This window comes from Methylobacterium sp. E-025, from assembly GCF_022829705.1.
Lineage (GTDB): Bacteria > Pseudomonadota > Alphaproteobacteria > Rhizobiales > Beijerinckiaceae > Methylobacterium.
Map to the genome: position 1 here is coordinate 70,470 of NZ_JAKSYR010000055.1, position 20,805 is coordinate 91,274.

General features: G+C 67.4%; 21 protein-coding genes and 2 pseudogenes. 9 read left to right on the forward strand and 14 right to left on the reverse strand.

Annotated elements, in window-relative coordinates; translation table 11 throughout:
- Nucleotides 1–42 precede the first annotated feature (42 nt).
- From MKK64_RS05370 to MKK64_RS05385, 4 genes are all read right to left on the reverse strand, one after another.
- Nucleotides 43–342: a hypothetical protein gene (locus MKK64_RS05370; RefSeq protein WP_238272948.1), complete on the reverse strand. Its 300-nt coding sequence runs from the start codon at nt 340–342 to the stop codon at nt 43–45.
- A 537-nt stretch (nt 343–879) separates the two neighbouring features.
- Nucleotides 880–2,478, reverse strand: coding sequence for a porin (locus MKK64_RS05375; protein WP_238272947.1), 1,599 nt, complete (start codon nt 2,476–2,478; stop codon nt 880–882).
- A 764-nt stretch (nt 2,479–3,242) separates the two neighbouring features.
- Entirely contained in the window at nt 3,243–4,679 is a 1,437-nt protein-coding gene (locus MKK64_RS05380) for a YncE family protein (RefSeq protein ID WP_243932552.1), read from the reverse strand.
- Entirely contained in the window at nt 4,676–5,131 is a 456-nt protein-coding gene (locus MKK64_RS05385; protein ID WP_147840842.1) for a DUF305 domain-containing protein, read from the reverse strand. The genes MKK64_RS05380 and MKK64_RS05385 overlap by 4 nt, the downstream gene beginning before the upstream one ends.
- Before the next feature lie 181 nt (nt 5,132–5,312).
- Between MKK64_RS05385 and MKK64_RS05390 the strand changes: the two genes are divergently transcribed.
- The 5 genes from MKK64_RS05390 to MKK64_RS05410 are packed head-to-tail and all read left to right on the forward strand — an operon-like array spanning nt 5,313 to nt 8,310.
- Nucleotides 5,313–5,696 carry a hypothetical protein gene (locus tag MKK64_RS05390; protein WP_147840841.1) on the forward strand — a complete coding sequence of 128 codons (384 nt, stop codon included), beginning with the start codon at nt 5,313–5,315 and terminating at the stop codon, nt 5,694–5,696.
- A 43-nt stretch (nt 5,697–5,739) separates the two neighbouring features.
- Nucleotides 5,740–6,249 (forward strand): RNA polymerase sigma factor, encoded by a 510-nt coding sequence (locus MKK64_RS05395; RefSeq protein WP_243924979.1) that lies wholly within the window; start codon nt 5,740–5,742, stop codon nt 6,247–6,249.
- Entirely contained in the window at nt 6,246–7,055 is an 810-nt protein-coding gene (locus MKK64_RS05400) for an anti-sigma factor family protein (protein WP_147840839.1), read from the forward strand. Before MKK64_RS05395 ends, MKK64_RS05400 begins: the two co-directional genes overlap by 4 nt.
- Nucleotides 7,052–7,942, forward strand: a complete 891-nt coding sequence (locus tag MKK64_RS05405) for a LysR family transcriptional regulator (protein WP_147840838.1) — start codon at nt 7,052–7,054, stop codon at nt 7,940–7,942. The genes MKK64_RS05400 and MKK64_RS05405 overlap by 4 nt, the downstream gene beginning before the upstream one ends.
- On the forward strand, nt 7,939–8,310 hold the full coding sequence (locus tag MKK64_RS05410; protein ID WP_056203338.1) for a YidH family protein: 372 nt from the start codon (nt 7,939–7,941) through the stop codon (nt 8,308–8,310). The genes MKK64_RS05405 and MKK64_RS05410 overlap by 4 nt, the downstream gene beginning before the upstream one ends.
- A 3-nt stretch (nt 8,311–8,313) precedes the next feature.
- Here MKK64_RS05410 and MKK64_RS05415 read toward each other — a convergent pair whose 3' ends face one another.
- The 6 genes from MKK64_RS05415 to MKK64_RS05440 form a co-directional block, all read right to left on the reverse strand.
- Complete coding sequence (locus MKK64_RS05415; RefSeq protein WP_147840837.1) at nt 8,314–9,399, reverse strand: sulfite oxidase; 1,086 nt, start codon at nt 9,397–9,399, stop codon at nt 8,314–8,316.
- A gap of 79 nt (nt 9,400–9,478) precedes the next feature.
- Nucleotides 9,479–10,462 carry a beta-propeller fold lactonase family protein gene (locus MKK64_RS05420; protein ID WP_147840836.1) on the reverse strand — a complete coding sequence of 328 codons (984 nt, stop codon included), beginning with the start codon at nt 10,460–10,462 and terminating at the stop codon, nt 9,479–9,481.
- Nucleotides 10,463–10,646: 184 nt separating this feature from the next.
- Nucleotides 10,647–10,985 (reverse strand): c-type cytochrome, encoded by a 339-nt coding sequence (locus MKK64_RS05425; RefSeq protein WP_147762548.1) that lies wholly within the window; start codon nt 10,983–10,985, stop codon nt 10,647–10,649.
- 11 nt (nt 10,986–10,996) lie between these two features.
- On the reverse strand, nt 10,997–12,220 hold the full coding sequence (locus tag MKK64_RS05430) for a molybdopterin-dependent oxidoreductase (protein WP_243932553.1): 1,224 nt from the start codon (nt 12,218–12,220) through the stop codon (nt 10,997–10,999).
- 194 nt (nt 12,221–12,414) lie between these two features.
- Nucleotides 12,415–13,647 (reverse strand): adenylate/guanylate cyclase domain-containing protein, encoded by a 1,233-nt coding sequence (locus MKK64_RS05435; RefSeq protein ID WP_243932554.1) that lies wholly within the window; start codon nt 13,645–13,647, stop codon nt 12,415–12,417.
- Between the two features lie 8 nt (nt 13,648–13,655).
- Nucleotides 13,656–14,753 (reverse strand): YeiH family protein, encoded by a 1,098-nt coding sequence (locus MKK64_RS05440; RefSeq protein ID WP_147840833.1) that lies wholly within the window; start codon nt 14,751–14,753, stop codon nt 13,656–13,658.
- Between the two features lie 206 nt (nt 14,754–14,959).
- Between MKK64_RS05440 and MKK64_RS05445 the strand changes: the two are divergent.
- Nucleotides 14,960–15,538: pseudogene (locus MKK64_RS05445) on the forward strand (STAS domain-containing protein); the annotation flags it as partial.
- A 416-nt stretch (nt 15,539–15,954) separates the two neighbouring features.
- Here the strand turns inward: MKK64_RS05445 and MKK64_RS05450 are convergent.
- Together MKK64_RS05450 and MKK64_RS05455 are read right to left on the reverse strand one after the other, a co-directional pair.
- On the reverse strand, nt 15,955–16,722 hold the full coding sequence (locus MKK64_RS05450) for a hypothetical protein (protein WP_147840832.1): 768 nt from the start codon (nt 16,720–16,722) through the stop codon (nt 15,955–15,957).
- Nucleotides 16,723–16,771: 49 nt separating this feature from the next.
- Complete coding sequence (locus MKK64_RS05455; protein ID WP_187275329.1) at nt 16,772–17,620, reverse strand: MurR/RpiR family transcriptional regulator; 849 nt, start codon at nt 17,618–17,620, stop codon at nt 16,772–16,774.
- Between the two features lie 148 nt (nt 17,621–17,768).
- Here MKK64_RS05455 and MKK64_RS05460 point away from each other — a divergent pair, with 148 nt between their 5' ends.
- The 3 genes from MKK64_RS05460 to MKK64_RS05470 are packed head-to-tail and all read left to right on the forward strand — an operon-like array spanning nt 17,769 to nt 19,554.
- The gene (locus tag MKK64_RS05460; RefSeq protein WP_147840830.1) at nt 17,769–18,533 is read left to right on the forward strand and encodes a COG4280 domain-containing protein; all 765 of its coding nucleotides are present in this window, start codon (nt 17,769–17,771) and stop codon (nt 18,531–18,533) included.
- Nucleotides 18,534–18,586: 53 nt separating this feature from the next.
- The gene (locus MKK64_RS05465; protein WP_187278719.1) at nt 18,587–18,754 is read left to right on the forward strand and encodes a hypothetical protein; all 168 of its coding nucleotides are present in this window, start codon (nt 18,587–18,589) and stop codon (nt 18,752–18,754) included.
- Nucleotides 18,751–19,554 carry a phosphatase PAP2 family protein gene (locus MKK64_RS05470; RefSeq protein WP_147840829.1) on the forward strand — a complete coding sequence of 268 codons (804 nt, stop codon included), beginning with the start codon at nt 18,751–18,753 and terminating at the stop codon, nt 19,552–19,554. The genes MKK64_RS05465 and MKK64_RS05470 overlap by 4 nt, the downstream gene beginning before the upstream one ends.
- Here the strand turns inward: MKK64_RS05470 and MKK64_RS05475 are convergent.
- Both MKK64_RS05475 and xoxF5 read right to left on the reverse strand, forming a co-directional pair.
- Nucleotides 19,544–20,179, reverse strand: a complete 636-nt coding sequence (locus MKK64_RS05475) for a 2,3-bisphosphoglycerate-dependent phosphoglycerate mutase (RefSeq protein ID WP_409565425.1) — start codon at nt 20,177–20,179, stop codon at nt 19,544–19,546. The genes MKK64_RS05470 and MKK64_RS05475 overlap by 11 nt on opposite strands.
- A 94-nt stretch (nt 20,180–20,273) precedes the next feature.
- Nucleotides 20,274–20,805 (reverse strand): annotated as a pseudogene (gene xoxF5 / locus MKK64_RS05480) (lanthanide-dependent methanol dehydrogenase XoxF5); the annotation flags it as partial.

The following is a 20,805-nucleotide window of genomic DNA, read 5'->3' on the forward strand; positions in this document are numbered from 1 at the left end:
GAAAAATGCTCTACACTGGTGCCGGGGCCAAGCCCTGCGGTTTCAGTAAGCGTCGCTGTAGGCCCGACGCTGGCGCGACCGCAGGTGGCTCCATTGACGGTCCGTCGGGACTGATCCGACAATGACCGGGCGCTGCGCCGCGAGCGAGCCGCTCGCTCCTATTGCGTTCCGCCACATGCCGCCGGAACGGTCGTTGCCCTGTGCGTAGGCGTCGGCGTCGAGGCCATCGCCGCTGGTGCGGATGATGAGTTTCGGGTCGATGGGCTGCTGCGTGTCCGCCGCATAAGCAGCGCCGGACATCAGGATGGCACCAAGAGAGCAGGCCAGAACGAACGTTTTCATGGTCAATTCTCGTATCGATGGCGTCGCTCGCTGGCGACATTCCATCATAGTGCATCCGACGCTGTGTAAATTCAACGTTTTATCAAGTAATAAAGTTTTCGTCTTGAACGCTGGATTTGAATTTGAAACGAAACTTTAAGTCCACTTTAGCGCCAAAGAAAAAGCCGACCGGTTTCCCGGTCGGCTGAGTCGAAGGGTCTGAAGCTTTTGTTCAGAGTCGATCGGCCCGGTACCTGGGCCTGTCGGCTCTGAAACTAAGCGTCTGTTCTGCCGGCTGTGCACTGGATCGCCGAAGAACTATGATACTTGTAGCAAAACTACAGTATCAGTCAATGAAAATAAGTTTTATCATTTGAATACCAATTTATCGATGTGCAAACAGCAAAGCCCGGCCAGTTGACCGGGCTTTGTCGATCCTGCGGAGGAAGAGCGAAACCAGGATGTCTTACGTTCTCCATGGATCAAGGAAAACGCCCTGGTCGATAGTCGTGCGGCTCTATTACGCGCCGAGACGGTATCCGCGTTGACGGAACAGGCTCAGAAATCGCGCTGAATACGGAAGCGGACCTGGGCCGCATCCTGCGAACTGATGTAGCGCAGGGAGCTCTTGGAGATGTCGGGGGTCACGCCGCTGTTAAGGGCGGTTCGTATGTATTCGCCCTCGACGCCGATATCCAGGTCCTTTACCGGGGTCCAGATTAGGCTAGCGCCCGTGACGATCTGGTTGTTTCCGCGCAGGACGGGGCTCGTGGCGAAGGCGAAAGCATTTGCCGCATTAGCTCCGCTTGGCGCGAAACCGAAACCGAGGGCGCCGAGTGCGTTGCGGCCCCGCGTGTTGTAGTCGATCTGCGCGTAGCTCCCGAAAACTGCGGAGCGCCAAGTTGGCGACCAGTAATGCAGCAACGAGGCGACGGTGGAGAACGAAGTCGAGAGTTCTAGCTTGCCCGTCGATGGGTTCAATACAGCATCGGAGTAGTATTGCAGGAACGATCCTCCACTCACAGGGGCGGCAGCGAGGGCATCGTACGGCGCCGTGTAGTTGGAGATGCCTGTGTAGCTCATGGCGCCCTGGCCATAGGCGCCTTGAAGGTAGAAGGTGTCGCCCGGAGCGATGAAGGGTAGATTGACCTTCACGGCGCCCTGCACCGCGAACCCGTAGTCGCTGGATGCGCGGCCTGTCGGAGCGATGCCGAGCCCTGCCGTGGCGGTCGCGACACCCGCGACCGTGCTGGCGGCGTCGCCGGCGTTGATCTCGTGCACGGCTGCCGACAGCTGCGCCGACCCCCAGGGCTGATCGATTCGAGCGACGCCGACGAAGTCAGGAAGGCGGCTCTTCTGCGTAACGTCCACGAAGGCGACGGTGCCCGGCCCCACGATGATCGGGGCGAGGAACGTGGACGGCGTAAAAGGGTTGAAGGCGTTGCTATAGCCTGCAAATCCGCCCGCCGCCGTGAAGGCCCCAGCGGCGGCGCCGGTGCCGAAGATCGGGAAGCGTCGAAAGGTCGGATCTTCCATCGAAGCCGTCAGGGTGATGCCGTTGCCGAGCACCGCCGAGTAGGCAAGCAGGTTGGTGCTGTAATTGTCCGAACCAGCGGTGCCGCCGATCAACTCGAAGTCGTGGGCGTAGAAGTCGAAGAAGGACGATGCGCGACCGGCAGTGAGGCCGGCGAACTGGATAAAAGCCTTGTCGGCATTTACGAAATCCTGCGTCCGGCCGAAGGCGTCCGCGCCGAGGCCTGGGAAGGCCTGCCCCTCGCGCTGGCGGGAGGCCGAGGTGACGAATGGGCCGCTGCGGGAGGCGACGTCGAGGCGCAGGAACGCGCGCAAGGTGCCGTAATCAGTTTGCGTGCGCGCATCGAGGTTCAATCGGAGGAGGCCGACATAGCCAGACACGTCGCCACCGCTTCCTGTGCGGACCTTGCTGGCCTGATACAGGTAGTCGTACCGTGCGCGCCCCGAGAGGCGGATACAGGTGTCGCTGCCAGGAATGTAGAAAAATCCCGCGCCGTAGGCGGTGCAGACGCGGACATATTCGACAGGGACTGCCTTTTTGACTGGAAGATCCGCGGCGCGTGCGCCCCCTCCGATGGCTAGCAGGGCCGAAGAATAGAGGAGAATCGTCTTGAGGTTTTGCATTGTGTCCCCACATCCGACGCCATTTGCGCCCAAGCGCCAGCATCGACCCGAATCGGTGCCCAATCGCAGTCCTCGTCAGTAGAAAGGACTATCGTTGCAGCTTTTTGGTGGCTTGGCCGCTTATCGATCGGCAGCTTGACTATATATTTGGTTGCATCTTTCGACAAATAAAAAGTGCTTTATTTAAATAAAGGTATTTCCATTTTTAAATCGGATTTTAATTTTCTAACTGATTTGATTTTATGAGTTTAAAGCGGACGCCATCTTCCCCGTCATCAGAACGCCGATAAAGACCCGTAGAAACCGAAAGAATAGACGATAATCGATGCGCATCTTGTGAGATGCTTCGGCCAGCGCTTCGACGGCCCTGCGGCCAAGACGGGAGTAGATCTCGTTCGCGGTCGCCAATAATGGAATGTTCTAGGTCAAGGATTGCTTTGCCATAGCCGTCCACAGCGGATCAGTTAGGTCAGAGGGTGCTTTCCAAGCTCTTTCTGCTCCCGGACTGATGGCGCCGCCGCTCAATAACGTCAGCCTTGTAAGGTTCGCGGCCTGAGCAGACGTCCGAATTTTCAAACTTGACTTACGAAAGCAGACGGGCGGCAAACCACCCAACCCGGTCGTAGAGCGGACCGGCGGATGCCGACCCAACTACGCCATAGAAGCGGGCTGACGCTGTTCTCGAAAGCAGACATCGAGGCTGGGCTCGCGTCACGGAGGCATTGTTTGAGATGTTCGCCTTCCGGACTGGCGACACCGCTCGATTAATCCGTGATCTGCACCTGCACGACGCCGCCGAGTTTGCCGGGCTTGCCCGCCGCGACCACGAGGTAACGGCGGCTCGGGCCGGCGTCCTTGCGGGTGACTTGCCGGATCGGGCCGATCGCGTTGACGATGGCCGCGCCGGCCGGGTTGGTGGTGAAGGCGGCGAGTGGCTCCAGGCCGGTCGCGCCCTTCGGATCTGCGGACAGCGCCAGCACGAACGGCATCTTCGGCGCCAGTCCCGTGATCGCGGCCTGCAGCGTCTGCAGCACGCCCTGGTCGAACAGGGTGACCTGCGTCGCCGGCTTGCCGTCGCTGCCCGCGAGCGTCAGCGCACTGGTCTGGCCTGCGGCCCCCAGCGGCTGCAGGTTTTGCATTCCGTCGCCCTCCGGTACGGCGTTCGGGACGTAGGCGACGCCCTGCGGACCCTGCCCGATCGGCACCTCGGCGATCACCGTGTTCGACGCGGTGTCGATCACCGCGGCCTTGTCGGCGTTCTCCAGACCGACATAGACGCGGCTGCCGTCGCCCGAGGGCCAGAGCCCGTGCGGCAGGGCGCCGGTCGGGATCGTTGCGAGCTGGGAGAAATCGTCGGTGCGGAACACCTTGACCTGGTTCAGGCCGCCAATCGTCACGTAGGCGAACTGGCCGGCCTTGGTCGAGACGATGTTGACGTGGTTGGTGATCGGCCCGGTCTCGATCGTCTTCAGCGGCGCGAATGGCGGACGCGCCGAAAACACCTGGGTCCGGCCGACATCCTTGAGGGTGAACCACACCTGCTTGCCGTCCGGCGTGGCGGCGATGTCGGGGCAGAACGGACTCTCCTGCTTCACGCGGCCGACGATGGCGTGGGTCTTGGTGTCGATGACGACGGTCTCGGGGCTGAAGCTGGAGCAGACGTAACCGTAGGTGCCGTCCGGCGAGAAGATCGTCATGCCCGGCCCGTTCGGTACGGTGATCCGGCGGGTCTCCATGGCGGTCGCGGCATCGAGCACGGCGATATAGTCCTCGCCGCGCACGCTCACCCAGACCTCTCGGCCGTCCGGCGTGAAGAAGGCTTCGTGCGGCGAGCGGCCGACATAGGCGGTGTGGCGGACCGCGTTGGTCGCCGTGTCGATGAAGCTCACGGAGTTCGAACCGATCGAGACCGCGAGCAGGGTCCTGTGGTCCGGCGAGAAGCTCATGCCGTGAACCAGAAGCTGCCCGCGATAGAGCGGGCTCAGGTTTGTCGGCGTCGGGTCGCCGAGCCGGATCACCCCGAGCAGGGTGTTGGCGGCGGGATCGACCACAGAGACCGTATTGGAGAACTGATCGGAGGTGTAGAACCGGTCTTTGCTGCTGATGGGCACGTCGGGCGCCGAGGCGGGGCCTGGAGCCTGCCCGGCGAAGGCCGAGCCGGAGAGCAGCACAAGGGCGAGAACGGTCAGGGCGGTCTTCATCGGCGGTGCTCCGAAGGCATCTCGGCGGCAGGTGCCGCGCCATGGTGGTGAACGGGAGGGGCGCCGGCGGCCCGACCCGGCATCGCGAGGCGATCGGCGAGCGCGCGGCGCATCACATCGATCTCCTGGCCCTGCTCGACGACGATCCCCTGCGCGAGGCGGCGCAGGACCGGATCCTCGCCGTGGAGCAGCTCCGCCTTCGCCATCGCGATCGCGCCTTCGTGGTGCGGGATCATCATCGCGGCGAAGTCGCGGTCGGGGTCGCCCGAGGGCGGGACCATCATGTCGGCATGCATCTGCGCCATCGACTGCGCCATCATCGCGTCGAAGGACGCAGACGGAGCTGCCGCTGGCTCGGTGGCGGCCAAGGTCGGGCGCATCATCATCCGGCCGCCGACGAGGCCGCTCGCCATCAGCGCCGCCGTCACGGCAAATCCCAGTGCTCCGCGCATGCGGCTTCCTTTTGATCCGGTGTCGATGGGAAGGATGCCTGGGGCGCGGCTTTATTCCGCGGATGTGGCTGAGAGCCCGTTCACGCCTTCGTGATCTGTCGTCGAGAAGACGCGTGGAATAGAGGCGCCTCTTCGGCATCCATCCCGATGCGGTCATGCTCGACCGCGGGAGACCTCACCCATGCGCACTCTGCTGATCCGCGGCGCCTTCGCGGCTGTCGCCTTCTCCGCCTTGGCCGCCCAGGCCGCCGCGCCTGCCATGACGGCCGAGACCGCCAAGGGGCCGGCGCTCGTCGATGCCAAGAGCATGACCCTCTACACCTTCGACAAGGACATGGGCGGCAAGTCGATGTGCAACGGCCCCTGCGCCACCAACTGGCCGGCCCTGATGGCCGCCTCCGGCTCGGCCGCCAGCGGCGACTGGACGATGGTGACGCGGGACGACGGCACGATGCAGTGGGCCTACAAGGGCAAGCCGCTCTACACCTTTGCCAAGGACACCAAGCCCGGCGACATCACCGGCGACGGCTTCCTCAATGGCGCGTGGCACATCGCCAAGCCTTGATCGGTGAATGCCTTGATCGGCCCCCTCTGACCGGGAAGCATCGTTGGACGAGATCGCCGCCCTGATCGAACCGCAAATCCCGGCCCTGCGGCGCTACGCCGTCGCGCTGTTGCGAGACCGCGAGGCGGCGGACGACCTCGTCCAGGACACCCTGGAGCGGGCCTTGTCCGCTTGGTCCGGGCGCCGCCGCGACGGCGACCTCCGAGCGTGGCTGTTCACGATCGAGCGCAACCTGTTCCTCGGCGCCGTCCGGCGCCAGGGCCGGCGCGGCGTCGATTGCGGCGCGGAAGCGCTGGAGCAGGTGCCCGACCCAGGTATCGACCCGGAGGCCGCGATGGGGGCCCGCGACGTGCTCGCCGGCCTCGACGCCCTGCCCGAGGAACAGCGCTCGGTGCTGCTCCTCGTCTCGGTGGAGGATCTGTCCTATGCCGAGGCGGCCCAGGTGCTTGGCGTACCGCTCGGCACCGTGATGTCGCGGTTGAGCCGGGCGCGGACGCGGATGCGAAGTTTTCTGGAAACAGGCCGAACCGGCCTCTTGAGGAGGGTGAAATGAGCGGGGATCCACGCCCGGTCGGCGAGGACGACCTGCACGGCCTGATCGATGGCCGCCTCGAACCGGAGCGGCAGGCGCTGGTCGAGGCATGGCTCAAAGGAAACCCCGCGCGTGCGGCCGAGGTCTCGGCGGATCGCGCTCTGCGCGAGCGCCTGCGTGCCCGCCTCGCGCCGATCGCCGAGGAGGCGATCCCGGCGCGGCTCCGGGTGGCCAACATTCGCCCGCGACGTCGGTTCGTCGGCAGGGGCTGGTTCCCCATGGCGGCTGCAGCCGTGCTCTGCCTTGCGCTCGGCGGTGCCGGCGGCTGGGTCGGCCATGCCCTGCGCGGCGGACCCGCAACGGCGATGGTGACGGAGTCACCGGCGACGCAGGACGCGGTCGCGGCCTTTCGCACCTTCGTGGTCGAGGTGGTGCATCCGGTGGAGGTGCGCGCCGACGAGAAGCCCCACCTCGTGACGTGGCTCTCGAAGCGCCTCGGTCACGCGGTCGCGGCCCCCGATCTCGCGGCCCAAGGGTTTCGCCTGATGGGCGGGCGGCTGCTGCCGGCCGGCGCTGAATCCGCAGCGATGCTAATGTACGACGACGACCGCGGAACCCGCCTGACGCTTTACAGCCGCGTCGGAGACGGCGATGGGCGAACGCTCTTCCGCTTCGCCCGAGAGGGCGACATCGCTGCCTTCTCCTGGGTCGATGGTGGCATGTCCTACGTCGTCACCGGCCGTACCGACGAGGCCCGGCTGCTCACCGTCGCGCAGGCGGTCGATGCGCACGTCCGCGGCCTCGCGCCGGATCGTCGGCAGCCGTGACCCTCGACCAGCTTCGCATCTTCGTGGCGGTGGCCGAGCGGCAGCACGTGACGCGAGCCGCCGAGGCGCTGAACATCGTCCAGTCGGCGGTCAGCACGGCGATCGCCAACATCGAGGGGCGGCACGCGACGAAGCTGTTTCACCGGGTCGGCCGCGGGATCGAACTCACCGAGGCGGGGCGCGTATTCCTCATCGAGGCTCGCGCGGTGCTCGCCCGGGCGGAAGCCGCCGAACTGGTGCTCGCCGACCTCAGCTGCCTGCGACGCGGGACGCTGGCGCTCTACGCCAGCCAGACCATCGCCAGCGACTGGCTGCCGCGCCACCTCGTCGCCTTCCGCCGCACCTACCCTGAGATCGCCATCCGGCTGGCGGTCGGCAACACCACCGATGCCGCCGACGCGGTGCGCGCCGGGCAGGCCGAACTCGGCTTCGTCGAGGGAGCGTTGGACGACCCGACGCTTGCGAGCACCACCATCGCGCGGGACCAACTCGTCCTCGTGGTTGCCCCAACACATCCCTTCGCGGGGGCGACCGCGCTCGCACCCGAGGACCTCGCCGGGGCCGATTGGGTGCTGCGCGAGGCGGGATCCGGAACCCGCTCGGCCTTCGAGGCAGCGCTCATGGAGGCTGGCCTCTCCACGGCCCAACTCCGGGTCACGCTCGAACTGCCCTCGAACGAGGCGGTGCGCGCCGCCGTCGAGGCCGGGGGCGGGGCCGCCGTCCTGTCCGAGACCGTGGTCGCCGCCGCGCTACGGGCCGGAACGCTGGTGCGGGCGGCGTTCGCCCTGCCGAGCCGGCCCTTCCGGGTGCTGCGCCACAAGGAGCGCTATCGCAGTCGGGCAGCCGACGCGCTGCTCGACCTGATCCAGGAGGCGGCTGCCGGATGAGGGAACCTGCGAAGCCCGTTCCCCCCGACGACCCGCGGGTCAGGCTCGCCGAGGACCGCACGGTGCTGGCAGCCGAGCGCACCTTCGTGGCGTGGCTTCGCACCGGGCTCGCCTTCCTCGGCGTCGGCCTGGCCGCGCAGCGCTTCCTGCGAGAGGTGCTGGCGGTCTGGCCACTGAAGGTGCTGTCGCTCACGCTGATCGCCTGCGCGCTTGCTTCGTTCGCCGGCGCCGCATGGCGGGACCGGGCGATCCGAGCGCGACTCGCCCATGCCGAGATCCCGATGATGCCGCGCATCCTCACCGTCGGGGTTGCGGCCCTACTCATCGCGATCTCGGGCCTCGCGGCCACTGCCCTGCTCTGGGCGTGACGGTCAGGCCACCGTGACCCGCACCCGGTGCCAGGCGGCGCTGAGGTAGCCCTTGTAGTTCCAGGTGTCGTCCGGCGCCGCAGGCTGGGTCTGGCCGGCGGAGTCCCAGGCCCGCACCGCGAGTTCGTGCTCGCCGGTCGTCAGCTCGCAGTCGATCTCCCAGAACGTCCAGGCGTAGGGCGCGTCCGCATCGCGGTCGATCCGGGCCTGCGCCCAGCTGCGACCGCCATCCGTCGAGACGTCGACGCGGGCGACCGCTCGGTCGCTGGCGATGGCGTAGCCGCGGATCGCGTGCCGGCCGGCCTTCAACGCTGCGCCGCGGGCGGGCTCGCAGATCGCGCTGTTGAGCGGCATCGCCTCGATGGTGATGCCGTGGGCGGGGTCCGCGGTCTCGGCGGTCACGTCGGGCGGAAACAGCTTGTAGTCGTCGGCCTGCATCGGGTTGTCGGAGGGGTGATCCTGCACCGTGATGCGGGCGAGCCACTTCGGGCTGCGGATACCGGCAAAGCCCGGCACCACCACGCGCAACGGATGGCCGTGCTCGGGGGCGAGAGGCTCGCTGTTCATCGCGAAGGCGAGCAGCGTCTCGGGGGCGAGCGCCTTGGCGAGCGGGATCGAGGCGCCGAAGCGCGTGTCCGTATGGGCGATCCGGTCGTGGCTCTCGAAGGCGACGTGACGTGCGCCCCCCGCGTCGAGGCCGGCCGCGCGCAGCACGTCGGCGAGGCGCACGCCGGTCCATTCCGCGTTGCCGATGGCGCCGGCCGCCCACGGGTCGCCGGCGACCGGGGCCACCGCCAGCATGTCGGCCCGGCGGTTGCCGGCGCATTGCATTACTGCCGTGACGGTGATGGGTGCGAACCGCGCCTTGAGGTCGGCGACGGACAGGTCGAGCGGCGTCGCGACCATCCCGTCGACGGTCAGGCGGTAGCTGTCGGCGTCGATGTCCGGGATGTCGCCGTGGCTGCGGACGTAGAAGTCGGCCTGCTCGGTAATGAAGGTCGCGCGCAGGCGATCGAGCGGCGGCTCGGCGTTGTAGGGCGCCTTGCCGTGGACGATGAGGCGGTCCTTGCGCTGGAACAGGCCGAGCATGGGGTCTTTGTCCTGCGTTCGTGACGTGTCGACGACGAGAACGCGCCGGGAACCGATAAGGCCCCCGGCGCGCGTCGCCTCAGGGCTTCATCGTCGAGATGACCGCGTTCTTCGCCCGGTCCACCACGGCGACGCTGAGGTCGCGGTTGAGGACGTAGGCGCGGGCGTTGTCGGTCGAGAACGCGATCGCCTGGCGCGGCTCGTTCAGGCCGGTCACCGTTGCGACGACCTTGAGAGTGCCGGTGTCGATCACCGACAAGGAGTTGTCCTTGAGATTGCCCGAATAGACGAAGCGCCCGTCCGGGGTCAGCGCGGCGCCGTAGGGGTCCTTGCCCACTGCCACCTCGGAGGTGACCTTACGGGCGGCGACATCGACCACGCCGATGGTATTGCGGCCGCTGTTGGCGGCAAACAGCGTCTTACCGTCCTTGGTGATCGAGATGGCGCGCAGCTTGTCGAACCCGGCGATCTCGCCGGTGATCTTGTTGGTAGCGGTATCGACCAACGTGATCTTGTCGCCGAGGAAGTTCGTCACGAACACGGTCTTGCCGTCCGGCGACAGCTTCACGCCCTGGCGCGGCTGCGCGAAGCCGGGGATCACGGCCTCGGCGAGCATGGTCCTGGTGTCGAACACGGTCAGCGTGCTCGCGGCCTCGTTGTTGACGTAGAGCTTGCCTCCGTCGGCCGAGAGCACCGTACCGAACGAGCCGGGGCCCGCGGCGAGAACGCCGGCCTCCTTGCCGGTGGCGGTCTCGTAGACCGTGATCCGGCCGGTGCCGCTGTCGGAGACGTAGAAGCGGGCGCCGTCCGGCGCGAACACGATGTTGCGCGGCGTGACGAAGCCGTCGAGGCGGCGCAGCACCGTGCCCTTGGCGACGTCGTAGACGACGACGGCGCTCTCCTCGCTGTTCGAAACAGCGGCGACGGTCCCGGCGGCGTTCAGCGCCAGGGCGTTGTTCTTGATCGCGCCGTCGAAGCCGGCGGCGAACCCGGGCTGGGCCTGGGCTAGGAGCAAGGCGGCTCCGGTGAGGAGGGTGCGGAGGCTGGTGCGGATATGGGTCATGAAGCGGGTCTCTCGGGCATGCGCGCTCGTTCGGCGGCCGGGGCCTGCCGTGAGGGCTGGTTCGAAATCGGAAATCCGTGGTGCAAGGCCGGGCCGGCCGTGCATCGCCCTGAGGAGACGCCAGAAGGCGCGGTTTATTCCCCGAGGCCGGCGAAATAGCGCGGCGGCCTCGGGATTCGGGGGTTCAGGGCGTCGGCTTCAACGCCGTGAGGTAGTCGACGATGGTCTGCACGTCGGCCTGATCGACGGGCGCCTTGTAGACGTGGACCATCTTGTTCACGGTCTCGGTCCACTGCGCCTTCGTGAGCTTGGGCTGGGTCAGCACCATCCCGGCCGAGTGGCAGGCGAGGCAGTTGTTATTGACCGCCTCGGCCCCCGGTCCGTCGGGGAACATTCGGTCGGAAGTCGGGAATTCGATCGATTGCGAGGTGAAGCGCATCGGCTCGGGAGCCGGGGCGGCGAGCGCCACCAGGGGAGACAGTATGAGCGCGGCGATGAGGGCCGCAGGGCGGATTGGGTTCATGGCTGTTCTCCTCAAGCGGCCTGGAAGGACACGGCCTCGATGCCGTTCTGCATGAAGCCGGCGCCGTTCCAGACCCGGTCCATGGGCTGCGCGACGCCGTTGGTGTTGGTGCAGCGGACCCTGATCGTGTGGGTGCCGGAGGCCAGCGCCGGTAGGCTGCCCTCGAAGCGGCGGAAGCTGTAGGGGCCCTCGTCCGCGCCGAGCTGCGCCGGGAACCACGTCGCTCCGCCATCTCCGGAGAAGTCGACCGTCTTCACCCCGCAATCGCCGCCGAAGGCGATGCCGCGAAGGGCCACCGGCGTTCCGGCCGCCACCTTGGCGCCATCGGTCAGGTTGGTGACGAAGGAGCGCGGCACCATCCTGTTGATCGGGACCGTCTTGAAGCCGGTCTGGCCGGGCTTAATGTTGGCGCCCGGCACGTCCGGGATGCGGTAGGCGGTCTTCATCCAATATTGGTCGTCGGGCTTGTCCAGCACCTCGATGTCGGACAGCATCTTGACCCAATAGGTCGAGTACCAGCCCGGCACCACGAGGCGGAGCGGGAAACCGTTGAGCAGCGGAAGTTGCTCGCCGTTCATCGCGTAGGCGATCATCACCTCACCATTGTTGGCGTGGTCGAGATCGAGGGACTTCTTGAAGTCCGGCGCGTCGTCGACCACGGGCTCGTCGAGGCCGCTGAAGCGCACCTGCAAGGCACCAGACTTCACGCCAGCGCGTTCGAGCACGTCCTTGAGGCGCACCCCGGTCCAGCGGGCGTTGCCCATCGAGCCGTTGGCCCATTGCGCGCCGGGCACACGCGGCTCGAACAGCCCGCGTGAATTGCCCGAGCACTGGTTCACCGCGGCGATCTCGAAGCGGGGCAGGCCGGCGATGGCGTCGAGGGAGAGCGAGAGTTCCTTCTCGACATGACCGTGGACCTTGAGCCGGAAGGTGCCGGCATCGACCTCGGTCGGGATCGAGGCCCAGTGCCAACGGACGTAGAAGCGGTCGTTGGGTGTGAACACGCCCTCGTCGAATACCGAGAACGGCGTCTCCAGCAGCGGCGGATGAGTGCGCTGCAGGATCATCTCGCCCTTGTCCGGAAAGGCCGTGGTCAACGCCCGCTCATCCGGGCCGCCCGGCAGCGGAAGCTTCACCGAGCCCGCCGCCCAGGCCGGCATGGCGGCGCCGAGGCTGCCGAGCCCTAGGCCACCCAGGACGAGGCGGCGGTTCGTCGGTCTGTCCAGTCCGTGCATGGTCTCTCCCCTAAGAATGTCGGCGTCGATGCGTTCGAGGGCATCGGACCCGTCGCGATTCCTCGCGACCATGGAGATGCTACGGGATACGATTTATTCCTTCCAACGGTCTTTCGCGATGTGAATGATCTCCAAACGCGATGATTTGAGAAGTTTCGATCTACGATGGGACGATCAAGGACGCCGTCTCGGCGTCACGCCGCCGGCGCGCCGACGGGCGCGGTCCTGCGATGCCCGAACAGGGCGTGACGCTCTGAAAAACCGCGAAGGGCGACGGTGCCGAGAGGTTCGAGGGCATGTGCCAACCCGTCGATGAAGGTGTCGGTGGCGATCAGCGGCGTGTCGTAGGTCTTGCACAGGCGCTCGACGCGAGCGAGCACGTTGAGATCGCGGCCGATCGCCGTGAAATCGACCCGGTCGCCGCCGCCGATATTGCCGTAGGCGATCTCCCCGACATGAAGTGCGACGCCGACCTCGAAGGCAGCTGTGTCACCGTCGCGCAGGGTCGCAAGCGCAGCGAGTGCGGCCTCGGCGGCATGCAACGCGGCACGGCGCGCCGCGGCCTCGTTGCGATCGGCATCGAACACGGCCAGTAGCCCGTCGCCGATATACTTCAGCACCTCGCCGCCTTCCGCCTCGATGGCCGGCACGATGGCATCGAACATCCGGTTGAGGGCGGCCACGACACAGTCTGGGCTCTGCCGGTCGGACAGTTCACCGAACCCGCGCAAGTCAGTCAGCATCATCGCGGCCCGCATCAGGCGCACGTCGCCACGCCGCACCGTGCCGGCCAGAATCTGCCGCGCCGGGTCGCGCCCGACATAGGCGCTCAGCACCGCGCCGAGCATGTCGTCGAGCGCCTTGATCTCGAACAGCAGCGAGAAAGACCCGACCAGCGCCAGCAACGTGTCGATCTCGATCGGCGTGAAGCCGCCCGGTCTCGCCGTGGCCCAGGAGGCGGCGCCCATGCGTCCACGCGCGGCGCGCAGCGGCACGATGAGGTAGTCGGTCAGACCCTCGTCGCGAAGCTCGCCCAGCACGGGAAACGGCAGCGGCCCATCCCCGTCGAGACGGCATCGGAATGGGGTACGGGTCTCGACCACGTGCTCGACGGTGTTGCCGTGAAAAGTCGGCGTACCCTCGATGCCGTGGCGGCGACGCAGGGCTAGGCTCGACGCTCCGGGATGCCAGACGCGCATCACCCACCGGAACGACGGATGCAGGGTCGGCGCGTGGGTGGTGGCGCGGGCCAGTGGCAGGCCGAGCCCCGAGAGGCACGCGCTGAACCCGTCGAGAAGGGCTGCCGCGTCCGCCGCTTCGCGACCCGGCCCCATCAACCATCCCGTCGCCTGCGCGACCGCCTCGGACGAAGATTGGGACGAACGTGTCACGGCAGTTCTTTCATCAAGAATTCGGATCGATGCCATAGCGCGGATCAGACGAGGCCGAGCACGTGGATCAGGCCGAGGCTGACGGCGCCTAGCGCAAGGAGCGAGGCGACCACCGCGAGGGTCACCCGCGCCCCGGCCTTGGCGACGCTGCGCACGTCGACCCCGAGGCCGAGCGCCGCCATCGAGACCACGGTCAGCACGTTGGCGGTCTCCGACATCGGCGCGAGCGCAACCTGCGGGACCAGCCCGGCCGAGCGAAGGCCCGCGAGCGCCAGGAAGGCGAGGATGAACCACGGCACCAGGCGGTGGATCGCGAGGCCGCCGCGGGCCGGGCGGTCGCCGGCGGTGACGCCGGGGGCAGCCTCGTCGGTCTCCTCGCGCAGCCGGCTCGCGCCGAGGGAGAGCACCAGGACGACCGGGCCTAGCATCAGCACCCGGACGAGCTTCACCAGGGTTCCGACCTGGACGCTGAGCGCCGCGACCGGCGCGGTGGCGGCGAGGACCTGCGGAACAGCGTAGACGGTGAGGCCGGCGAGCACGCCGTACTGCATCGGCGACAGACCGAGCAGCGGCACCAGCAGCGGCAGGCCGAGCACCACCAGCACGCCCAGCACCGCGGTGAAGGCGATGGAGGCGGCGACGTCCTCGCCGTCGGCGCCGATCACCGGGGCCGTGGCCGCGATCGCCGAGTTGCCGCAGATCGAGTTCCCGCAGGCCACGAGGATCGCCATGCGCGGATGCAGCCCGAGCGCTCGGCCGATGCCGTAACTCGACAGGATCGCCACGACGACGACGCCCGCGATGCCGAAGAGCAGGCCCGGTCCGGCGGCGAGGATCGTCGCGAGGCTGAGCGACGCGCCGAGCAGTACGACCGCGATCTCCAGCACGGTCTTGGCCCCGAAGGCGATGCCGGGAAAGAAACGCTGCGACGGGGTCCAAATGGTGCGGATCGCGCTGCCGAGCAGGATCGCGAGCACCAGGGCTTCGAGCCAGGCACGACCGAACAGGTGCGCCTCGGCGGCTTCGAAGCCGATCGCTGCGGCGGTGACCGCCACGCAGAGGCCCAGTCCCGGAAGGATGGCTCTCGTGCCGGCCAAGGCACGCGTCGGACGAGAGTGGGAGAAAAGTCTGGGCGCGGACATGGATGGCTCCGATGTGATGCCGGAGGATCCCAGGTCCCGTTCATTCACTCCAACGGAATGATTAGATGCTTTTCATCACTGAAATAGATGAAATGCGGACCCCTTCAGAGTTTGCGGAGACGCATTGTGAGGGGCCGACAGGCGGATTCACCCGTCGATCCAGCGGGCCGTGATCGTCGTGTCCGCAGCAAGCTCATAGATCCTGACTGCTGTTCCTGATCGTCGTGCTTGGTCCCTACGTGGCCCGGATCCCGATGGCCGCCCTCGTTGCGGTGATGATCATGGTGGCCATCAACACCTTCCAGTGGAAGTCGCACGGGACCCTGGTGACCCACCCGAAGGCGTCGAGCTTCGTGATGCTCGGCACCGTGGCGGTGGTGGTCGCCACCCACGACCTCGCCAAGGGCGTCCTTTTCGGCGTGGTCCTCAGCGGTCTGTTCTTCGCCCACAAGGTTACGAGGTTCTTCGCCGTCCGGTCGTCCCACGGTAAGGGCGACGTGCGGACCTACCAGGTCACCGGGCAGATCTTCTTCGCGACGGCCGAAGCCTTCCACGCCGCCTTCGGTTTTCGCGAGGAGGCCCTGCGGGCGGTCGTGACTGACCTGCAGGCGGCGCACTTCTGGGACATCTCGGCCATCAACGCCCTCGACCGGGTCGTGCTGAAGTTCCGTCATCACGGCATCGCGGTCGACGTCGTCGGCATGAACGAGGCGACGGCCACGATGGTCGAGCGCGTCGGCACCCACGACAAGCCGGGGGCGACCTTCGCCGTGGGCGGCCACTGACCGTGGCGTCATCCTTCGCAAGGGCGGACGGATGCGGGCTGCCGTCTTCATCCGCCGGTGCGACAGGTCCCTCGGGTGCGCGGTCTGAAAGTCGGGTCGGCAGGTTTGCGGCGTTTGTCGGGAGGTGCGACCTCGATGACCCTCGACCTCTCTCGGCCAAAGGCCTTTCGGCACCATCGCCGACGCCCGCAACGCTTTGCCCTGGCCGGGGACCGCGGCCGCGCCCCGCATCGCGCTCCGTTGGACGAGTGTCAGGTGGGACGGGACGATCCGCGCGACCGTATCCCCGACGCTTTCGCGATCAGGGGGAAGGCCCACATGGGAGCGACGCCGGTCCTCGATCTGCCTCAAGGGTGGAGGCACAGAAATCGACGACCCGCGAAATTCCCGCCTCGGCCTTCCTCGGAACGTCGAGGCTAAGCCGACGCCGGATGGTGGCCGGCCCTCTGGGGAACGACCAGAACGCATACGACCATCAACGCCGCGAGCACCACCGAGATGGTCAGGTCGCTGATCCCCAGGCCACCCTGGGCAGAGGGCTTGTCGAGCGAGTTCGCGACCGTCGCACCGAGCGGACGCGTCAGGATGAAGGCGGCCCAGAACAGCGCCGTGCGGGAGGTTTTCGTGAAGAAGTAGAGACCGGCCGTGACGGCCAGGGCGCCGGCGATCAGCAGGGCGCTTCCGTTGTAGCCGAGTGGGGTGTCGTCGGCCATCCAGTCGCCCAACGCGGTGCCGAGCGTCTGCGAGAACATGATGGTCAGCCAGTAGAAACATTCCACCTTCGGGGTCGCGACGGTCTCGACCGCGACCGTCCCCTCCGACCTGTACCAGAGGCCGAGCGAGCCCAGCACGAGCGCGAGGAGGGATAGCGACCCGCCAAGGTAGCCGATGCCCAGCGACCGGTCGAAGAGATCGGCCATCGTCGTTCCCGCCAAGGTCGTCGCAGTGATGACGGCCCAGTACAGGGACGGGTGAAACCGCTTGGCGTTGATCTGGGCCGCCACGGCGACAGCCAGGAGGGTCGCGAAGATCAGGGTGCCGACGAGGTAGCCCAGACCCAACGTCAGGGTGACGGCGTTGCCGCCGACCTCGCCCAGGGTCGTGGCAACGATCTTGATCCCCCAGAAGGCCAGCGTGATCTCCGGGACCTTGCTCACTTCGATACCGGTTCGGTCGTCGGCCATGGATGGGTCCTCCGTCAGGTCGATGGGTCGGCGGCGTCACGGCTGCCGCTCAGGACCCGATCAGCTTCCTCAGCCGGTCGAGGTTGGCGAGTTGCCGAAGGGCGGTGTCGCGGTCGGCCGCGGCCAGGCCGAGGATGACGGCCTCCAGGGCGACGAGCGTGGTGGCGTGAAGGGCGACCTGGTTCGCGCGGCCGCGACGGGCCAACAGCACGACCGTGGCCTTGCGGGCGATGGTGCTGGTCTCCGTGTCGGTCACGAGGACCACGGGCAGGCCCAGACGGTGCGCCTCGCCCATCACGGCCTGCACCTCGCGGTAGGGCTTGCCGTAGGCCAGGAGTACGACCGCGTCGTCGGCATGCAGGCCCAGCAACTGGTCGGCCAGCGACCATCCCGTCGCATCGAGAAGCAGGCTCTGCCGTCCCGAGCGCGTAAGTTGGAAGGCCACGTACCGGGCAAGATGCGCGGAGGGGCCGATCCCGAAGACGCCGATCCGGGTCGCTGGATGCAGGGCGGTGACCGCCGCGAGGATACCCGCGCGTCCGTCCTCGGTCCGGAGCGCTTCCATCCCCTCCCGGTGCGCTTCCAGCACGGCATCGATGGCATCGCCGGTGGTGGCGCCGACTTCCGCCAGCGTTCGACGCATGTCGGTCGCCGGCGTCCGTCGGCCGTCGAGTCCGGCGGCGAGCGCCTGCTTGAGATCGGGCAGGCCATCGAACCCCAGCGCCTGGACGGCGCGGATCACGGTCGCGTCCGATGTCGCGAGATGCGTGGCGATCTGCTGGGCCGAACTTGCGAGAACCGTCGCCCGGTTCTGATCCAGGTAACCCGCAACCCGGGCAACGGCGGGGGACAGGGATGGCATCAGCCGCCGGACCGTGTCGCCGAACTCGTCCGCCATCGGCTTCGACTCCGCCAGTCGGTGGTGCCCCGTTTGGAACCATGATGTAGCATTTTCTACAATGATGTTGACATCGGTAGCAAGAGCGACATTTCCTCCCGACGGAAACCGCGTCCGGCCAAGCGGTCGAGTGGCAGGGAGGATCGGAATGGCCATCGACTGGGTGCATGCATGGCCCACGGCACTTGCGGCGTTTCTCGCCTCCATCGTCGAGTTCGTCGAGGCCCTCACCATCGTGCTCGCCGTCGGCGCGACCCGGGGTTGGCGGAACGCCCTCGCGGGCGCCGCGGGCGCCCTCGCCGTCCTCCTTGCCATCGTGCTGCTCTTCGGCCCACTGCTGACCCGCATCCCCCTGCGGGACGTACAACTCGTCGTCGGCGGCCTGCTGCTGCTGTTCGGCATGCGTTGGCTGAGCAAGGCCATCCTCCGCTCCGCCGGGGTCATCGCCCTGCACGACGAGGACGAGGCTTACGGCAAGCAGGCGGCCGCGCTGGGCACCGGAGGCGGCGGCCGCCTTCGATGGGATGCGGTGGCCGTGACCACCGCCTTCAAGATCACCATGCTCGAAGGCCTGGAAGTCGTCTTCATCGTCGTCGCCGTCGGTGCGGGCGGGGCGGGACTCCTGGTCCCCGCCAGCCTCGGGGCGCTCGGCGCCCTGATCGTCGTGGTGGCGCTCGGCGTCGCGCTTCACCGCCCCCTGTCGATGGTGCCGGAGAACACGCTCAAGTTCACGGTCGGCGTCCTCCTGTCGGCCTTCGGCGCGTTCTGGGTCGGCGAGGGCATCGGCCTCGACTGGCCCGGCGGCGACTGGGCGGTCGCGGCGCTGACCGCGGGCTTCCTCGGCCTCTCGGTTCTGGCCGTGCCGACGTGCCGTCGACGTGCCGCCGCCCTTCGTCCCCTTCCCAACCTCTAGGCATCCGCATGCACTGGCTCGGAACCGTCCTTCGCGAACTCCTGGGATTGGTCGTGGACGATGTCGGCTTCGCCGCCTCCATCGTCGCCTGGGTCGGGGCGGCTTGGCTGGTGCGCGCCTACGGACAGGCCGGCACGACATCGGCCGCGATCTTCCTGTTCGGAGGGCTAGGCCTGATCCTGGTGGAAAGCGTCCTCAGGCGTTCCGGGGCGCCGCGATGACCCGGCCCTCGCTGCCGGTCGCGACCGATGAGATCAAGGCCGCCGAGATCACCCCATCGCTCCTAGCACGCATGGGGCAGCGCGACTTCGGGCTGGCGGCGGGCGCCTTCCTCGTCGTGGCACTGCTCCTCGGCTTCGGGCTTCTCGCCGACGAGGTGATCGAGGGCGGAACAGCACGGTTCGACCTGGCGGTGCTCACCGCGCTTCGAACGGGCAAGGATCTCGCCATCCCCATAGGACCGGCCTGGGTGCAGGAGACGGGACGGGACGTCACCGCGCTGGGAAGCTTCGTCTTCCTCGGCTTCCTTTCGGCCGCGACCGTTGGTTACCTCATGCTGGTCCGCAAGCGCGGCCTCGCGATGGTGATGGTGGCCGCGGTCCTCGGCGGCGCAATCGCAAGCACCTTGCTCAAGTACGGCATCGACCGGCCCAGGCCGGACTTCCCGAACGCGGTGCGGGTCTTCACGCCGGGCTTCCCGAGCGGTCACGCAACGCTTGCAACCGTCACCTTCCTGACACTCGGCGTCCTCCTGACCCGAGGGAGCGCCGACCGCCGTATGAAGTCGTACTTCATGGGCCTGAGCGTGTTCCTGACGGTGGCGGTTGGGCTGAGCCGGATCTACCTCGGCGTGCACTACCCGAGCGATGTCCTCGCCGGATGGTGCGTGGGCGCGGCCTGGGCGGTGTCCTGCTGGATCCTCGCCCTCTGGCTTCAATCCCGCGGCGAGATCGAGCGGGAAGTAGCCGAGGCCGCACCGGCTCGATCCGGAACGGGCACGGAGCCGGAGCTCAGTCGATGATGCGGCGGGATGCGATGGTGGTATCCGGACCGAACTCGTAGACCCGGATCGATCCGGTCGCGATCTCGACGGATTCGATTTCCCTTGGGCCCAGTCCTTCGAGCACCATCACCAAGGCCCGCAACGAGTTGCCGTGGGCGACGACCAGCGTTGGACCGCGCATCGCCGCCGGCTGGATATGCCTTAGGTGGAAGGGCACGACCCGGGCGACGGTGTCCCGGAGGCTCTCGCCGTTCGGCGGCTGACCCTTGTAGGAGCGCCGCCAGCCCTCGATCCGCTCCGCCCCGAAACGTTCGTAGGCGCCCTGCTTGCCAAGGCCGCTGAGGTCGCCGTAGTCGCGCTCGTCCAGGGCGGCATCCCGGAGGGGCACCAGATCGGCCTGCCCCAGGGCATCGAGCGCCAGCCGGGAGGTCGCGATGGCCCGCGCGAGGGTCGACGTGAAGGCTGAGGCGAAGCGAAATCCTTCGTCCTTGAGCCGCAGCCCGGCCGAGCAGGCTTCCTGTCGGCCCCGCTCGGTGAGGGGTGAGTCGAGCAGTCCCGTGAAAAGGCCGTCGGCGTTGGCTTGGCTCTGGCCATGGCGGACGAGGACGAGACATCGCCCCGGCGGGGGTACTGGGGAGGCGATCACGCGGGCTCCGGGCGAAGGGTGGTGCGGACAGGGAAATGCCGGCGCGGAGGACCCGCGCCGGCACCCTAGGCTCCTTGGTGTTCGCGACCGATCAGTTCGGCAGGGCGAACACGGTGAGCTGGCCACCGAGGTTGGTGTAGCTCGACAGGGCGGCGTAGCCGCCCACCGCGCCGAGGCCGGCGTTCGGGTCGGTCAGGCCGGCCGCGAGGCCGATGCCGGCCCAGCCACCGACACCCGACAGGATGCCGACGTACTGCTTGCCCTTGTGGGTGTAGGTCATCACGTTGCCGATGATGCCCGACGGGGTCTTGAACTTGTACAGTTCCTTACCCGTCTTGGAGTCGACGGCCTTCAGGTAGCCTTCCAGCGTGCCGTAGAAGACAACGTCGCCGGCGGTGGCGAGGGCGCCCGACCAGACCGAGAACTGCTCGGGATCGGACCACGCGATCTTACCCTTCACGCCGTCCCAGGCGATGAAGTTGCCCATGCCGCCATGGCTGTTCGGCGCGGGGTACATCGACAGGGTCGCACCGACGTAGGGCTGGCCCGGGGTGTAGGTCACCCGGAACGGCTCGTAGTCCATGCAGACGTGGTTGGTGGGCACGTAGAACAGGTTGGTCTTC

Bases quoted from the DNA above. Each gene is read 5' to 3' on its own strand.
- MKK64_RS05370 (WP_238272948.1), bottom strand. From the start codon at position 342: ATGAAAACGTTCGTTCTGGCCTGCTCTCTTGGTGCCATCCTGATGTCC.
- MKK64_RS05375 (WP_238272947.1), bottom strand. From the start codon at position 2,478: ATGCAAAACCTCAAGACGATTCTCCTCTATTCTTCGGCCCTGCTAGCC.
- MKK64_RS05380 (WP_243932552.1), bottom strand. From the start codon at position 4,679: ATGAAGACCGCCCTGACCGTTCTCGCCCTTGTGCTGCTCTCCGGCTCG.
- MKK64_RS05385 (WP_147840842.1), bottom strand. From the start codon at position 5,131: ATGCGCGGAGCACTGGGATTTGCCGTGACGGCGGCGCTGATGGCGAGC.
- MKK64_RS05390 (WP_147840841.1), top strand. From the start codon at position 5,313: ATGCGCACTCTGCTGATCCGCGGCGCCTTCGCGGCTGTCGCCTTCTCC.
- MKK64_RS05400 (WP_147840839.1), top strand. From the start codon at position 6,246: ATGAGCGGGGATCCACGCCCGGTCGGCGAGGACGACCTGCACGGCCTG.
- MKK64_RS05410 (WP_056203338.1), top strand. From the start codon at position 7,939: ATGAGGGAACCTGCGAAGCCCGTTCCCCCCGACGACCCGCGGGTCAGG.
- MKK64_RS05415 (WP_147840837.1), bottom strand. From the start codon at position 9,399: ATGCTCGGCCTGTTCCAGCGCAAGGACCGCCTCATCGTCCACGGCAAG.
- MKK64_RS05420 (WP_147840836.1), bottom strand. From the start codon at position 10,462: ATGACCCATATCCGCACCAGCCTCCGCACCCTCCTCACCGGAGCCGCC.
- MKK64_RS05425 (WP_147762548.1), bottom strand. From the start codon at position 10,985: ATGAACCCAATCCGCCCTGCGGCCCTCATCGCCGCGCTCATACTGTCT.
- MKK64_RS05430 (WP_243932553.1), bottom strand. From the start codon at position 12,220: ATGCACGGACTGGACAGACCGACGAACCGCCGCCTCGTCCTGGGTGGC.
- MKK64_RS05435 (WP_243932554.1), bottom strand. From the start codon at position 13,647: ATGGCATCGATCCGAATTCTTGATGAAAGAACTGCCGTGACACGTTCG.
- MKK64_RS05440 (WP_147840833.1), bottom strand. From the start codon at position 14,753: ATGTCCGCGCCCAGACTTTTCTCCCACTCTCGTCCGACGCGTGCCTTG.
- MKK64_RS05450 (WP_147840832.1), bottom strand. From the start codon at position 16,722: ATGGCCGACGACCGAACCGGTATCGAAGTGAGCAAGGTCCCGGAGATC.
- MKK64_RS05455 (WP_187275329.1), bottom strand. From the start codon at position 17,620: ATGGCGGACGAGTTCGGCGACACGGTCCGGCGGCTGATGCCATCCCTG.
- MKK64_RS05460 (WP_147840830.1), top strand. From the start codon at position 17,769: ATGGCCATCGACTGGGTGCATGCATGGCCCACGGCACTTGCGGCGTTT.
- MKK64_RS05470 (WP_147840829.1), top strand. From the start codon at position 18,751: ATGACCCGGCCCTCGCTGCCGGTCGCGACCGATGAGATCAAGGCCGCC.